14 protein-coding genes are annotated in these 14,582 nt (G+C 59.5%); 5 read left to right on the top strand and 9 right to left on the bottom strand.

Annotated features, from left to right (window positions below; genetic code table 11):
- Nucleotides 1-26 precede the first annotated feature (26 nt).
- Nucleotides 27-719, bottom strand: coding sequence for a DUF1559 domain-containing protein (locus tag Q0J85_RS07855; RefSeq protein ID WP_294480020.1), 693 nt, complete (start codon nt 717-719; stop codon nt 27-29).
- 186 nt (nt 720-905) lie between these two features.
- On the opposite strand from Q0J85_RS07855, the gene Q0J85_RS07850 reads away from it, so the two are divergent.
- Nucleotides 906-2,288: an extracellular solute-binding protein gene (locus Q0J85_RS07850; RefSeq protein WP_294480017.1), complete on the top strand. Its 1,383-nt coding sequence runs from the start codon at nt 906-908 to the stop codon at nt 2,286-2,288.
- 78 nt (nt 2,289-2,366) lie between these two features.
- Here Q0J85_RS07850 and Q0J85_RS07845 read toward each other — a convergent pair whose 3' ends face one another.
- Nucleotides 2,367-4,871 carry an ATP-dependent Clp protease ATP-binding subunit gene (locus Q0J85_RS07845; RefSeq protein ID WP_294480015.1) on the bottom strand — a complete coding sequence of 835 codons (2,505 nt, stop codon included), beginning with the start codon at nt 4,869-4,871 and terminating at the stop codon, nt 2,367-2,369.
- A 123-nt stretch (nt 4,872-4,994) separates the two neighbouring features.
- Here Q0J85_RS07845 and mnmA point away from each other — a divergent pair, with 123 nt between their 5' ends.
- Genes mnmA through Q0J85_RS07830 form a run of 3 tightly spaced genes read left to right on the top strand, consistent with a single transcriptional unit; the run spans nt 4,995 to nt 7,277 of the window.
- Complete coding sequence (gene mnmA / locus Q0J85_RS07840; protein ID WP_294480013.1) at nt 4,995-6,068, top strand: tRNA 2-thiouridine(34) synthase MnmA; 1,074 nt, start codon at nt 4,995-4,997, stop codon at nt 6,066-6,068.
- The gene (locus Q0J85_RS07835; protein WP_294480012.1) at nt 6,059-6,496 is read left to right on the top strand and encodes a 23S rRNA (pseudouridine(1915)-N(3))-methyltransferase RlmH; all 438 of its coding nucleotides are present in this window, start codon (nt 6,059-6,061) and stop codon (nt 6,494-6,496) included. The genes mnmA and Q0J85_RS07835 overlap by 10 nt, the downstream gene beginning before the upstream one ends.
- Before the next feature lie 25 nt (nt 6,497-6,521).
- Nucleotides 6,522-7,277, top strand: a complete 756-nt coding sequence (locus Q0J85_RS07830; protein ID WP_294480009.1) for a class I SAM-dependent methyltransferase — start codon at nt 6,522-6,524, stop codon at nt 7,275-7,277.
- Nucleotides 7,278-7,302: 25 nt separating this feature from the next.
- Here Q0J85_RS07830 and prfA read toward each other — a convergent pair whose 3' ends face one another.
- Together prfA and rpmE are read right to left on the bottom strand one after the other, a co-directional pair.
- Nucleotides 7,303-8,394 (bottom strand): peptide chain release factor 1, encoded by a 1,092-nt coding sequence (gene prfA, locus Q0J85_RS07825; RefSeq protein WP_294480007.1) that lies wholly within the window; start codon nt 8,392-8,394, stop codon nt 7,303-7,305.
- Between the two features lie 80 nt (nt 8,395-8,474).
- A complete protein-coding gene (gene rpmE, locus Q0J85_RS07820) occupies nt 8,475-8,675 on the bottom strand; it encodes a 50S ribosomal protein L31 (protein WP_294480005.1) in 201 nt (66 codons plus the stop codon).
- A 124-nt stretch (nt 8,676-8,799) separates the two neighbouring features.
- Between rpmE and Q0J85_RS07815 the strand changes: the two genes are divergently transcribed.
- A complete protein-coding gene (locus Q0J85_RS07815; protein ID WP_294480003.1) occupies nt 8,800-10,038 on the top strand; it encodes a hypothetical protein in 1,239 nt (412 codons plus the stop codon).
- Here Q0J85_RS07815 and Q0J85_RS07810 read toward each other — a convergent pair.
- From Q0J85_RS07810 to Q0J85_RS07790, 5 genes are all read right to left on the bottom strand, one after another.
- Nucleotides 10,014-10,847: an adenylate/guanylate cyclase domain-containing protein gene (locus Q0J85_RS07810; RefSeq protein ID WP_294480002.1), complete on the bottom strand. Its 834-nt coding sequence runs from the start codon at nt 10,845-10,847 to the stop codon at nt 10,014-10,016. The two genes, Q0J85_RS07815 and Q0J85_RS07810, sit on opposite strands and share 25 nt — an antisense overlap.
- Nucleotides 10,844-11,608 carry a glycosyltransferase family 2 protein gene (locus Q0J85_RS07805; protein ID WP_294479999.1) on the bottom strand — a complete coding sequence of 255 codons (765 nt, stop codon included), beginning with the start codon at nt 11,606-11,608 and terminating at the stop codon, nt 10,844-10,846. Before Q0J85_RS07805 ends, Q0J85_RS07810 begins: the two co-directional genes overlap by 4 nt.
- Nucleotides 11,608-12,411: a pyrroline-5-carboxylate reductase gene (gene proC, locus Q0J85_RS07800; protein ID WP_294479996.1), complete on the bottom strand. Its 804-nt coding sequence runs from the start codon at nt 12,409-12,411 to the stop codon at nt 11,608-11,610. Before proC ends, Q0J85_RS07805 begins: the two co-directional genes overlap by 1 nt.
- Nucleotides 12,408-13,253 (bottom strand): undecaprenyl-diphosphate phosphatase, encoded by an 846-nt coding sequence (locus Q0J85_RS07795; RefSeq protein ID WP_294479994.1) that lies wholly within the window; start codon nt 13,251-13,253, stop codon nt 12,408-12,410. Before Q0J85_RS07795 ends, proC begins: the two co-directional genes overlap by 4 nt.
- A 90-nt stretch (nt 13,254-13,343) precedes the next feature.
- Nucleotides 13,344-14,303, bottom strand: coding sequence for a helix-turn-helix domain-containing protein (locus Q0J85_RS07790; RefSeq protein WP_294479991.1), 960 nt, complete (start codon nt 14,301-14,303; stop codon nt 13,344-13,346).
- Nucleotides 14,304-14,582: the final 279 nt, after the last annotated feature.

Raw genomic sequence — 14,582 nt, 5'->3', positions numbered from 1 at the left:
ATGGAACTCGTTGCGGAAAAGGGAAATCACTCCCCGTAATTCCCGGGGGCATAGCGACCCCAGAAGTAGATGTGCTGTCCATCCGGCAGATCGTTCTTGCGCAACGGCGACGCGTGGCCGTCGCAGTAACCGATGTTACTGCCCGCATTGTTGAAGTGACGAGTGGACAGATCGCTTTTTCCTTCGAGAATCGGAAAATTGTAGGACGAGGTGATGCGGGAGTTGTCTCCCAGCAGACAGCGTTCCGAGGGACGGCGGAGCCTTTTGATCGTATTGGAATGTTCCGCATCCTGATAGGTCATATTGAAATTGATTCCGTAATTGTCCAGGAGCAGTTCGTTTTTCGTGCCGCTGGCGGCGCCGCGGGCGGGACAAAGCATCAGTTTGGAAATCGGCTGATATGTCCCGTTGCTGTTTTTCGTCAACCAGCTGTTGCAATTCGATTCCGTACTTTGATTGATACCGACATAGGGCGCGATCAAGCCGAGCCACGTGGCATCGACAGGATTCCCGCCGGAGGTGTGCGGCGGAATAATTCCGTTGTTCGCGTCGGTATACTGAATTGTCCCGAGTGCAAGTTGTTTGATGTTATTCAGACAATTGATGTCGCGTGCTTTGTTGCGCGCCTGGTTCAAAGCGGGCAGCAGCATCCCCGCCAGAATGGCGATAATCGCAATCACTACCAGGAGCTCTATCAAGGTAAACGATCTCTTTTTCATTGCCGTCCCTCATATTTGGTTGCGGTTGAATTTGTTCTTTTATAATTATACCAGAAATAAATCACATTGTCAAGCTGTATTTTAAATAAATAAAATAAAAATAATCCTCTTGACAAAGTGATATATTGTGATATATTAAATATAAAGTGGAATGGCGATAATCCGGGAATAAGGAGGGAGTTTGGAATGGATGGTGTGAGTCATGGGATTCCGATGACGCGGCGGATTGCGGCGGAGATGGAGGCGCGGATTTCCGACGGGACACTTCCCGCCGGGTCGCGTCTGCCGAGCGTACGCGATCTTGCCGGGCAGTATGAGATCAGCACGGCAGTCTGCCTCTCCGCGTATCGTGCCCTGGAGAAAAAAGGTCTGGTGGAGCGCAGACCCGGTTCCGGCACGTTCGTCCGCGGAACTGCCGCGGTCGAGGATCCGAAAAACTATTTCTACAACTGGGATTGCGTGCTGCCCTCGATGGAGACCATGGAGATGGCGGCGGCGCTTTCGCCGGAGCTGGAGTTTTCGCCGTTTCCCGCCGCGACCTACGACTACAATCCGCATTATATCGACTGGATTCTTTCGAGGAATTCCGGCACGGAGTCACATCCGGGATTGATTGCGCTGAACGAGGGCTTGCTGCCGGTTCTGGCTGCGGAGAAGGCGCTGCTGCCGCTCGACGGATTTCTCGAACATCCAACGCTGCTCTCCCTCCGGAAATTTCCGCCGGAACTGCTGCGCTCGATGAGTTTCGGCGGCAAGCTCTATGCGCTGCCGCTTTCGTTCAACCCGCTCATGCTGTTCTATAACCGCCGGGTGTTCCGCCGCCGCGGCATCCCCGTGCCGGACGGAGCGTGGAACTGGAACGACCTCCTGCATCACACGGAACTCCTGACCGAGGCAGGCGGCGACGGCGTCATCTGCTACGGACTGGCGATACTTTTCACCCCCAACAGCTTCATCCCGTTCGTATTTCAGAACAACGGCGAGTTCTTCGACCGCAATGGAAACTGCGTGATCGACAGCGATCCGGCGTTCGAGGCCCTCTCGTTCTTCTCCGAACTCTATCGGCAGCCGGGAGTCTGCAGCCATCGCCACGGTGATGCGCGCAGCGCTCTTGTCGATCTCATGAGCAACGATTTCGCCGCAATGCTCATCGGTGACGGCGTCGATTATGCGCTTTTGCGTGAACGCATGCCCGAGGCGGACTGGGGCATGGTGAAACTTCCTGCCGGGAAACGTTCCGCCACATCGCTTTCGGTCTGGGGAGTCGGCCTGTCGGCAGGCGGGCGCAAAAACGAGCGGTTTTCGTTGCTCGAACGCTGTTTCAATGCAGGAAGTTATGCAGATTTCTGCCGGAACATTCACACATTTCCCGCCTACGATCCGATCGTGAACGGCGTGCCTTCCCTGATGACCGATCTGTTGCCGGAGGCTTTCCCGTCGATCCAGAGCACCAGCCGTCAGGCCGTCAACGCGATTGCCGAAACAATTCAGATTCTGCTCGCTCACAAGCTGCGGTTGACCCGCGAACAGTGTCGCGATTTCTGCCGCAAGATCAATGCCCGGCTGTGAAATTTCCACATATGCAAAACGCCTCCGCGCAAACCGGTTGTCCGGAATGCGCAGAGGCGATGATGGGATTCGGTCAAATCAATCTTCCGGGAAGAAGAGGATCTTCTGCTGATCGAGTTCCACCCGCACTTTTTTCGCTTTTTCAAAGCGGCCGCGCAGAATCTCCTCCGCAAGCGGATCTTCGATATACCGTTCGACTGCGCGCCGCAGCGGCCGTGCGCCGAATTCCGGCTCGTACCCCTTGGAGATCAGGAAATCCTTGACCTCGTCCGAGATCTCGAACCCGAGTTTGCGTCCGAGCAGCCGTTCGCGCAGTTTCCCGAGTTCGATATCGATGATCGCAAGCAGATCCTCCTTGTTCAGCTTCCGGAAGACGATGATGTCATCGACCCGGTTGATGAATTCCGGCTTGAAGAACTTCTTCGCGATTCCGAGCAGACGCTCGTCGGCGTTCTGCGATTCACTCGAGTCGCTGCCGAATCCGAGCGGCGCATTCCCCTTGGCAAGCTGCTCGGCGCCGACGTTGCTCGTCATGATGATGATCGTGTTGCGGAAGTCGATGCGCCGTCCGAGCGTGTCGGTGATCCGGCCCTCTTCGAGAATCTGCAACAGCATGTGCATCACGTCCGGATGGGCTTTTTCGATCTCGTCGAAAAGCACGACCGAGTAGGGGCGGCGGCGGACTTTTTCGGTCAGCTCGCCTCCCTCGCCGTGGCCCACGTATCCCGGCGGCGAACCGACGAGGCGCGACACGTTGAACTTCTCCATATATTCCGACATATCGACCTGAATGAGCGCATCCTGGTCGCCGAACATGAATTCCGCCAGCGCCTTGGCCAGCAGCGTCTTGCCGACGCCGGTCGGCCCGAGGAAGATGAATGATCCGATCGGGCGCGCCGGATTCTTCAGGTCGGCGCGGCTGCGCCGCAGCGCCCGGGAGATGATCCCGACTGCGTTGTCCTGGCCGATGACGGTTTTCTTGAGCTCGGACTCCATGCGCAGAAGCTTCTTGCTCTCGCCCTCCTCCATCTGCTGGAGCGGCACGCCGGTCAACTTGGCGACGACGGCGGCGATATCACTCCTGGTGATGACGGTCTTCTTCTCGGCGCACTCCTGCTTCCACTTATCCTGGAGATCCTGCAGATTGCGCTTGAGTTCGCGTTCGCGGTCGCGCCATTTGGCGGCCGCCTCGAAGTTCTGCTCGACGATCGCAGCTTCCTTGTTCGCCTTGGCCGCCTCGATCTCCTGCTCGGCAAGCGCAGTGTCCGGCGGCGGACAGACGCTGCTGATCCGCGCGCGCGCTCCCGCCTCGTCCATCACGTCGATCGCCTTGTCCGGCAGGAATCTCCCCGTGATGTAACGGTCGGAGAGTTTCACCGCCGCTTCGAGCGAACCTTTCGCGTACTGGACGTGGTGGTGTTTCTCGTAAGTCTCCTTGAGACCCTCGAGAATCTTGATCGAATCCTCGACGCTCGGAGGATTCACGAGCACGGGCTGGAACCGCCGTTCCAGAGCCGCGTCTTTTTCGATCCCCTTGCGGTATTCGTCGAGGGTGGTTGCACCGACGCACTGAAGTTCCCCGCGCGAGAGCGCAGGTTTGATGATGTTCGCCGCATCCATCGCGCCCTCCGCGCCGCCCGCGCCGACGATCGTGTGCAGCTCATCGATGAACAAAATCACTTTGCCGGAGTTGCGCACCTCGTCGATCACGGCCTTGATCCGTTCCTCGAACTGGCCGCGGTATTTGGTTCCCGCGACCATGAGCGGCAGGTCGATCGCATAGACCATCTTGTCCGCAAGCAGATCCGGCACTTTCCGGGCGACGATCGCTTCCGCGAGTCCCTCGAGGATCGCGGTTTTGCCGACGCCGGCTTCGCCGATCAGCACGGGATTGTTCTTGGTTCGGCGGCAGAGCACCTGGATTACGCGCTCGATCTCGTCGGTACGTCCGATCACGGGGTCGAGTTCGCCTTTCGCCGCAAGCTCGGTCAGATTCCGACCAAAGGCGTTCAGCGCGTTCAAGCCCTCGGCTCCGGTCTGATTCGCGTTCCCGCCGTTGCCGGTGTTCGGCTGCGGCGGGATGTTCGGCGACGTATCGGGGTCGTCGTTGTTGTCGGGCAGATAGTCCGAATCGAGCGTCTTGATGACCGCCTGCCGGACCTCCTCGAGATTCACATTCAGATTCTGCAGAATCCGTGCCGCGGCGCTCTCGCCCTCACGCAGGATCGCCAGCAGCAGATGTTCCGTCCCGACGAAGTTGTAGTTCATCGCCTGAGCCTCGGTCGAGGCCAGCATCAGTACGCGCTTGAGCCGCGGAGTCATGGGCAGCGGACCGTCGGTCTGCGTCGACCCGCCGACGCCGCAGGACTTCTCCACCTCCAGCCGGAGCTGGGTCAGGTTCAAGCCGAGCGACTTGAGCACGTTGACCGCCACTCCCTCGTTCAGACAGAGAATACCCAGCAGCAGATGCTCGGTACCGATATGGTCATGGTTGAAACGCTCGGCCTCCTGATTCGCGAGAAGCAGGATCTGCCGCGCACGCGGGGTCAGATGCCCGAAATTGTTGTCTTCTGGTTTGGCCATAGATGTTTCTCCTCTCAAATGCTTTCGTGTTACTGACAATATAAACGTTTTTTTTTACAAGTCAACTTGAAAAGTTAACCATTTTCCTTTATACTATCGAAAAGATCGGATTTGAGGTGACAAATGAAAGAAAAAGTCGTGGTCGCTCTGTCGGGAGGTGTGGACTCCTCGGTGGCGGCGGCACTGGCGCTTGAGGCCGGATGTGAAGTGGTCGGGGCGACGTTGCGGTTGAAGCATCCCGATCCGGCGTTTTCCGGCGCGCAGCTCTGCGCCTCAGAACAGGATGAGGCGGCGATCGCGCAGGTCGTCAGGGCGCTCGGGATCGAACACCGCTTCCTCGAGGGATTCGACCGGTTTCGCTCGTGTGTGCTCGAGCCCTCCGCTCGTGAATACATGGCCGGCAGAACGCCGAATCCCTGCTGCATCTGCAATCTGCTTGTGAAATTCGGCATGCTCATCGAGTTCGCCCGGGAGATCGGCGCGAGCCGCGTTCTGACCGGGCACTATGCGAAACTCGAGCATCTGCCGGAGGGAGTCGTTCTGCGCCGCGGCGACGATTTGCGGAAAGATCAGAGTTACTTCCTCTACCGGCTGGGACAGCGCGAACTTTCGTTTCTGTCGTTCCCCGTCGGAACTCTGGAAAAGGAGGAGGTGCGCCGGATCGCTTCGCGGTTCGGGCTCGTGACATCACAGAAACCGGACAGCCAGGACGCCTGTTTTCAGGTCGAGGGCGAGTGTTTCGGCGAGACGCTGCGGCGGCTCTGCGGCTTCGCCGCGAAACCGGGGCGGTTCGTCTATCGCGGCCGGACGGTCGGACGCCATGCGGGCGTTCATCAGTTCACGATCGGACAGCGCAAAGGGTTGAATGTCGCGCTCGGCGTTCCCGCCTACATTGTGGCGATCGACCCGGTGTCGGGAGATATCCGGCTCGAAACCGATCCGGAGTCACTGCTCGCACATGAGTTTCCGGTTCACGATCTTGTCTGGCAGCTTGGAACTCCTCCGGAGGGGGAGCGGATGGACGTGCAGATCCGCTATCGCAGCCGGGCGGTCCCCTGCCGGATCGAGTCGACCGGGGAGGAGCGTTGCCGCGTGATTCCGGATCAGCCGCTGCGCGCGGTCACTCCCGGCCAGGCGGCGGTGTTTTACCGCGGCGACCGGCTGCTCGGGGGAGGGGTGATCGGATCATGCTGCTGAAACTTGTTTTGATCGGGAAACTCAAGGATCGCGCGATTCAGGCGCGCTGCGACGAATTCGCGAAATGGCTCTCTCCTTATGCGAAACTCGAGATCGTTGAACTGCCCGACTCGAACGTCGCGAAAGAGGGTCAGGCGATCGTCAAAGCGCTGGAAAAAGAGCGCGCCGCAGCTGTCGTCGTGCTTTCTGAGGAGGGGCGGCAGTTCTCAAGCCAGGAGTTCGCCGCAAAGCTCGGATCGTTCGACCGCAAGGTCGTTTTTGTGATCGGCGGCCCCTGCGGACTCGCTCCCGAAGTCAAGCAGCGGGCCGATCTGCTCTGGTCGCTCTCGAAACTCACATTTACGCATGAACTCGCGCGGCTGCTGTTGATGGAACAGCTCTTCCGGGCGACGAATATCCTGCATGGCGGCTCTTACCACAACCCCTGATGAAAATGAAAAATCGAAGACGGAAATGAAACGGAAATATACGCTTTTGAATGCGGAGATCATCGACGGCTGGTGCCGTCGTGGCTGGGAGTGGGCGATCCCGATTTCCCACGAGGTTTATGAGGAGGCGCGGCGCGGGAATTTCCGGCTGCTGCTGACCCCGACCCGTCCCGTTCCCCGCGAATGGTTCGGCGAACTCCGGGGGAAACGGGTGCTGGCGCTCGCTTCCGGCGGCGGGCAGCAAGGACCGCTTCTGGCGGCGCAGGGCGCTGAGGTTACGGTCATGGATCTCTCCGAAGAGCAGCTCCGCCGCGAGCGGCACGTGCGCGATCGCGAAAAGTACCCGGTCAGGATCGTCTGCGCCGATATGAGTGAACGATTCCCGTTCGGGGACGGTGAATTCGACCTCATCGTCCATCCGGTTGCGAACGTCTATGTCCATGATGTCAGGCACGTCTGGCGCGAGTGTTTCCGCGTGCTGAAACCCGGCGGACTCTTGATGGCGGGGCTCGACAACGGAATCAATTTCATCGCGGACGAGGACGGGTGCCGCATCGAAAACGCCCTGCCGATCGATCCGCTTGCGGACGAGGCGCTTTATCGGCGCGGGATCGAAACCAACTCCGGCTGCCAGTTCTCCCACACGGCCGAAGAACAGATCGCCGGACAGTTGAAAGCGGGGTTTGTGCTGCTCGATCTCTATGAGGATACGAACGGCTCCGGGAGGCTGCACGACATGAACATCCCGACTTTCTGGGCCACCCTCGCACGCAAGCGGTGAAAGAGCTTTTCCCGCCGGGGCTTTTTTACTGCTGGTGGCGGAGCTGTTCGAGCCGCTGTTCGCAGACAATCATCAGAATCTGGTCGAGAATCAGGTTCAGATCCCCCTCCATGAGTTTCGGCAGATCGAACGTGTTCACATTGTACCGGTGGTCCGTCACGCGGTTCTGCGGGAAGTTGTAGGTGCGGATCCGTTCGCTGCGGTCGCCTGTGCCGACCTGAGAGCGTTTGTCGGCGGCCTGGCGGCTCGCCTCCTCCTGCTGCTTGTGCTCGAGCATGCGGGCATAGAGGATACGCAGCGCGATCTCCTTGTTGCGGTGCTGCGACTTCTCCTGCTGACTCGCGACCGAGAGTCCGGTCGGGATGTGGGTCACGCGCACGGCGGAGTCGGTCGTGTTCACGCACTGCCCGCCGGGGCCGCTCGAACGGAACACGTCGAATCGCAAATCCTCCGGGCGGATGTCGAGTTCGACCTCCTCCGCTTCCGGCATGACTGCGACCGTCACGGTTGACGTGTGAATGCGCCCGCCCGCCTCTGTGGTCGGGACGCGCTGCACTCGATGCACGCCCGACTCGTATTTCATGAGCGAGTAGACGTCGCAGCCCGAAAGCGAGAACGACACATCCTTGATCCCTCCCAGGTCCGTATCGGACTGGTCGAGAATCTCGACTTTCCAGCCCTGTTTTTCCGCGAAATGCAGATAGGCGCGGAAAAGTTCTCCCGCGAAGAGCGCCGCTTCGTCGCCGCCGGCGGCCGGTTTGATCTCGACGATGATGTTCTTCGCATCGTTCGGGTCGGGCGGCAGCAGCGAGACCTGAATCTCCTCCTCGAGTTTCGCGGCTTTCTGTTCCAGCGCTTCGATATCGGCGGTGAGCAGTTCGCGCATTTCGGCGTCCTCTTCGACAGTCAGCATCTCGTGATTTTCCGCGAGTTCTGCGAGGGCTTTCTTCCAGCTCTCGAATTTTTCAAAGAGAGTTCCGAGTTTACGGTGCTCCTGCGAGACGTTGCGAAACTCGGCTCCCCGGGAATAAATCGTCGGGTCGGCCATGCGCTCCTCGAGCTCGGCAAAGCGTCCGTGCAGATTCTCAATGTATGCGGCAATATCTTCTGGAACCATGAAACGTAATCCAAAAAAGGGCTTGCAGAACGGAATCGTTCCGGCAAGCCCGGGTCATCGGTAAAACGCAGGAGCGGCGATTACGCTTTCTTGTAGCGGCGGTTGAATTTGTCGATACGACCCGCCGTGTCGACGAATTTCTGTTTGCCCGTGAAGAACGGGTGGCACTTCGCGCAGATGCCGACCTTCATCTCGGGACGGGTGGATTTGATGTGCCAGACTTCGCCGCAGGCGCAGGTCACAATGGCGTCTTCGTACTTCGGATGAATGTCCTTTTTCATTTTTTTGCACAACTCCGTTTTGCAGGTTATATTATATGAATTCTTGTTCAGATGCACATAAACGGCAATTTTAATAAAATAACAGAGATCGGCGGAATTTCAAGTCGGAAGCGGAGGATTTGCAATGATTTTGGCGGATTTTTTACGGGAGTGCGGATTTTCAGCGGAACTTGAACCGTTTTTTGCCCCGTACTGGGGGGAGGGGAGCTTCCCCGATGCGATGCCGGAACATCTCACGATGGCGTTTTTCCGCCGCTGGATGCCGCTGCTGGAACTGAATCCCGCGATCCCTGAATCCCGCATGGAATCTCTCGCCTCCGCCGTCCGGTCGAATTCCGCTCTGCGCATTTACGCAAATCTGCTCGACGGCTGGCTGCTCCGGGGTGTTCCGGGGCCGGACCATCGGCTGCTGCCATATCCGGTCGAACTGCTCGGAGAGGAGGGGGCGGGGCTCTTTTCGCTCATGGCGGCTCTGGCGGCACTGCCGCGGATCGCCGAGACGCATGCCCGGCTCGGACTGGATGAATCGTATGTTCGCGGGATCGCGAAGTGGATCGCCGGAACCACCTCCATTTACGGTTCCGCTCATCACGGCATTCCCGGTACCGACTTCCGGCAGCATCACTGGCTTGTCCACTCGATCGACGCCCGGCTCTTTCGCATCGGTCGGTTTGAATTCCTGATCCACACCGCGCCCGACTGGATTCCGGCTCTCTACCGCAACCGGTTTTCCGGACGGATCGAGGCTTTCTGCCGCGACGGCTGGCGCCTCGACAACGATGGTTTCCGCTGTGACAAGGGAGGAACTCCGGCGACGCTCGAGCAGGAGGGCTCCATGCTGACCGGCATCCCCGTCGATCCCGCGACCGGACGGGCGGTTCCCGGTGCCCGCCGGACAATCGACCTTGAACTTCATGAGCCGCTTCTGACTCCGCATGAATGGGTGCCGAGCGTCCATATCCCCGGTGGCGGCGGCATGACTCCGGAACTTGCGGGAGAGTCCCTGCGCTCTGCCGCCCGTTTTTTCCGCCGGCAGTTCCACAAGGAGATCCGGGTGTTCGTCTGCGAATCGTGGATCCTCAACCCCGCCTGGCTCGAGCTGCTGCCGGAGTCGAATCTGGCGAAATTCATGCGCGAACTCTTCCTCTTCCCGGCGCCGCCGGAGGAGCGCTCCGGACTGTTTTTCGTTTTCGGGCGGGATGACGGGGAGTTCTCCTCCTATCCGGCCGACAACTCTCTGCGGCGCGCGTTCCACCGGCTTCATGATTCGGGCGGAACGTTCCGTGCGGGCGGCATGTTCATTCCGGTCGGCGGGCTCGACCGCTGGGGGGAACAGATTTACCGTTCCAGATTCGGAGAGTGAGTGTCGAGGAAATACATCTTCATCACTCCTTTCCCCTTGACTTCCAGGGCGGGACGCTCGACAAAGCGGAACGTTTCCGGCGCCGCGTCCCGCACCGCCTGAGACACGTTGATCCGCATCGGTTCGGAGAGCTGCTCCATGCGGGCCGCCGTGTTGACCGTATCCCCGAAGATGTCGTAAATGTACTTTTCTGTTCCGACGATTCCGCCGACAACGCGCCCCGTGTGCACGCCGAACCGCATCCGCCAGCGATGGAATTTGACGAGGTTGCGCTCCTCCAGGTAATGCAGTGCCTCGCAGGCTCCCGCGAGAATGTTTTCGCAATGGTGTTCCGTCGGCGTCGGCAGACCCGAGACGCAGAGATAGGCGTCTCCGATGGTTTTGATCCGTTCACAGCCGTGGCTCGTGAAGATGCGGTCGAACTGCGAGAAGATGTCCGAAAGCTCCGCAATGACCTCCTCCGGATCGAGTGTCGCACTGCGGTTCGTAAAGCCGACGATATCCGAAAAAAGCACCGTCACGTGTTCAAACCGCTCCGGTTTGCTCGTCCCGTTCTCCTGAAGATCGGCGATGACCCGTTCCGGAAGCAGGTTCCGCAGCAGCTTCGCGGATTTCTCCTGTTCCGCCTCGAGTGACTCCTTGAGCTCGAGCAGCCGCAGACTGTTCTCCACCAGCGTAAAACGCTGATCAAGAGCCGCTTCCCGTTCGGCTTCCAGCTGCGTTTCAAGCTGTTGGTTTTTCCTCTGTTCCGCGGCGATGCGCTCCTCAAGTTCCGCGATTTTGCGCTCGAGCTCCGCTTCCCGGTTCATCGCATTTCCCGCCGGTCGGAGAGCACTTCATCCCACGGGCGGACAAAACTCGCGTCATCCCCCGTGAACAGATTGAAACGCACGATGTGGCAGAGCGCCGCCACCCCGTCTTTCCAGCCGATCTTCTTGCCCTCATCGAACCGGCGCGGATTGTAGGAGATCGGCACCTCCCAGATCCGTAGCCGTCGCGAGCGCGCGAGTTTCGCGGTCAGCTCCACTTCGATGCCGAACCGGCACGATTCGAGTTTCAGATTCTGAATCACCTCACGCCGGAACGCCTTGTAACAGGTCTCCATGTCCGAGAGGTGGATGTCTGAAAACCAGTTCGACAGAAACGTCAGGAATTTATTTCCCATCTCGTGCCGGAAGAAACGAACCTGACCCGGCGTACCCATGAAACGCGAACCGTAAACCGCGTCCGCCTTGCCCGCCAGCAGCGGCGCCAGCACGATCGGATAATCCTCTGGCGTGTACTCAAAATCCGCGTCCTGCACGATCACGAACGGTTTCGTCGCTTCCCGGAATCCCCGGATCAGCGCCGCACCCTTGCCCTGATTGACCTCCTGGTTGAAGAGCCGGACGCGCGGATTTCCCGCAAACTTCTGCAGATTCTCCCACGTGCGGTCCGTCGAGGCATCGTTCACGATCAGCAACTCGCCGACTTCGGGGCGCACCAGCACCCGGTTGATGATCTCCTCAATCGTCTGCTCTTCGTTGTAGGCCGGCATGACGACCGAAAGACAACCCGTCGCGTTGCTCATCAGTTTCTCCCCAGCTCTTCCGACCGGAGGCAGGCGGCACGCACCGCCTGAATCACCGCTCCGGCAAACGCACGGTCTTCGAGCACTTCCAACGCCCGGATCGTCGTTCCGCCGGGACTCGTGACCTGATCTTTCAGCACGGTCGGATGCAGTTTCGTCGCCCGTACCATTTCCGCTGAACCGATCACGGTCTGAACGGCCAGCTCCGTCGCCGCCGCACGCGAAAGCCCCGCCGCAACACCGCCGTCCGCCAGCGCCTGAATGAATTCAAACACATAGGCCGGACCACTGCCCGAGAGCGCCGTCACCGCATCGAGATTCCGCTCCTCCACGCGCATGACCACGCCGACCGAGCCGAAAATCTTTTCCGCAAGCGCAAGTTCCTCCGGCGCAGTTTCCGGCGAGGCGGCGATTCCGGCGGCGCCTTTGCCGATCAGCGCCGGCGTATTCGGCATGACCCGGATCACCTGGCGCGAGCCGGTCAGCTCCGCAATGCGCGCAATCGGCACCCCCGCGATGATCGTGATGACCGGTTTCCCCGACAGCACCTCCGAGAGTCCCGCGAGGGCAGCGGTCATGGTCTGCGGCTTGACTGCGAGCAGCACCCGTTCCGCATCGCGGGCAAGCGCGGCGCAATCCCGAATCGCGCACGCCACTCCGGTCGCTTTCGTGAACTCCGCCGCGGCGGTTTCGCTCACGTCGTAAGCCTGAAGTTCGCCGGGAGTGAACAGCTTCGCCCGGACGAGTCCGCCCGCGATTGCCGTCGCCATCTTTCCGGCGCCGATGAACAACAGTTTTTTCATAATCCGTTTGCCTTTCGAATCATCACAACAAGCTGCCAGAGAATCACGCCTCCGCCGAGTATATAGAGATACCAGGCGAAACATGCGAGTTTCCCCCGCTTGATGAGTTTGGTCAAAAACTGCAGCGCCCAGAAGCTGACCGCCGCGGAAATCACGAGCCCGACACCCATTTGCTGAAGCGTGATTTCTCCCGCCCCCGGGGGATTCTTCACGATCTTCAGCAGATGAACCAGCGCCGCACCCGCAATGACGGGAATGGCCATCAGGAACGAGAATGTTCCCGCCGCCTCCCGGTTTACCCCGGTCAGAATTCCCGCCGTGATCGTCGTGCCGGAGCGTGACAGCCCCGGCAGGATCGCGAACATCTGTCCCAGTCCGATCACAACGGCCTGGCGCAGGGAGATTTTGTCGAGCGGCGTCAGGTCCGCATTCTCCTCCCCGGCCGGGCGGACGATGAGTTTCGGTTTATTCGTCATGCGCAGCAGCGTTCCCGTAATCAGAAACGCGAAGCCGACCATAAACAGGTTGTCGAACATCTTCTCCGCCGAACCGGTGAACTCCAGCAGCAGTCCCGCCGCCCCGGCGGGAATCGTCGCGACGATCAGCATCGCCGCAAGCCTCCACCGCTCCGGTTTCAGGAATCCGAGCAGCGTTTTCCAGTAGAAAACCACGATCGCGAGAAGAGAACCCGCGTGCAGTACGATTCCGAGCGCCTGGCTCTTCTCTCCGTCGAATCCGAACAGCGCTCCGAGTACGGCGAGGTGTCCAGATGAGCTCACCGGAAGAAATTCCGCCACCCCCTGAATCACCGCCATGATGATGATGTAAAACCAGATGTTCACCAGGTATCCCTGCATTCAAAATGACCGGGCTGCGTCTCCGGCGTTCCCGGTCATGGATCGTTACAAATCCGCGCCCTCTGCCGCGGGCCTCTATTTCTTCTCCCTCGCGCCCGGTTTGGTTGGGCGGATGACCATCTCCAGCACCGGCAGTTTCCAGATTGCGGGGGAGGTGTTCGGCTTGCGTGTTCCCGCCAGCCGGAACTCTTTCACGCTGTTCCGCCGGGTTTCCTGCAGGACGAATTTGCCGTCCTCCGTGCGGCACAGATCCAGTTCCCGGTAACCGGCCGGCCGTTTCTCCGCCACGAACAACTGCACGTGCCCGGGCAGTCCGATCGCCAGATCCCGTCCGGAAGCTGTCACCGCGATCGTCTCTTCCGGCAGGTCGCGCGTCCCGAGATCGAGCACCTTTCCCGCCCGCTGCTGTGCGAATGCCGTGAGCGAACTGCCGTCGTACCCCTCCAGATCGACCAGATCCAGAAGCGGAATCTGCCGTTCCGCATGGTAGGTCCCGACCGCCTCACAGACCTCTTCGTCCGCCAGCTCGCCGGCCGCTGTGAGCTTATCGATCGCCGTGCGCGAGAGTCCTCCGACTCCTGCGCTCTGCAGCAGCGCCGCCGGAGTGCACCCCAGAATCGGGGCGAGTTTGCTCGCCTCATCCAGAGTCGGCACCGCCTCGAAACAGTTTTCAAATACCTGCAGGTGCGACGCCGGAATCCCGGACAGATTCGCCAGCTGCTGATGGGTGAGTCCGCGCTGGCAGCGCAGCGCAAACATCACTTCGTTGAATGGAGAACGCATGTTCTCTGCGCCCGTGCGGATGCACGAGAGCATCGATTGAAGTTCAAACGCCTGCGCCCGGTCAAGCTGCAGGAGTTCGCATATCACATTGAGCTGCTGCTGATTCGGCACGATCTTCCCGTGCAGCATCTGGGATACGGCCGAACCGGAAATCTGCAGCCTGGCGGCCAGATCGTTCTGGCGGATCTCCGCACTGCGGAGATAATCGCGAATCAGTTTCCCGAATTTCGTTTTCAGTGGTGTGATCGGCATGTCTACCTCTCCCTAAACCGTTTAGCATTTTGTAAACAGATTTCACGAATGTTCCGAACCTCACTTCATCGCATCCAATATTCTTTGCAATCTATTGTCGAACAATCGGATATCTGTTCTCCGGCGGATCCCCGTCCCCGCGGGATGCAGGGGCCGCCCCGACTATGGCAATAAGTATAATATACAGCCTTTTTTGCTGAATCCAAACCTGTCGCCGCTTAATTTATTCATTTTTCAGTGTTCCGTTTCCCGAATGCGGATCGGACGGCAGGCGAAAAT

The organism is uncultured Victivallis sp., assembly GCA_944389935.1.
Taxonomy (GTDB): domain Bacteria; phylum Verrucomicrobiota; class Lentisphaeria; order Victivallales; family Victivallaceae; genus Victivallis.
The sequence above is the reverse complement of the archived record's forward strand: the minus strand, read 5'-3'. Positions and strand labels throughout refer to the sequence as shown.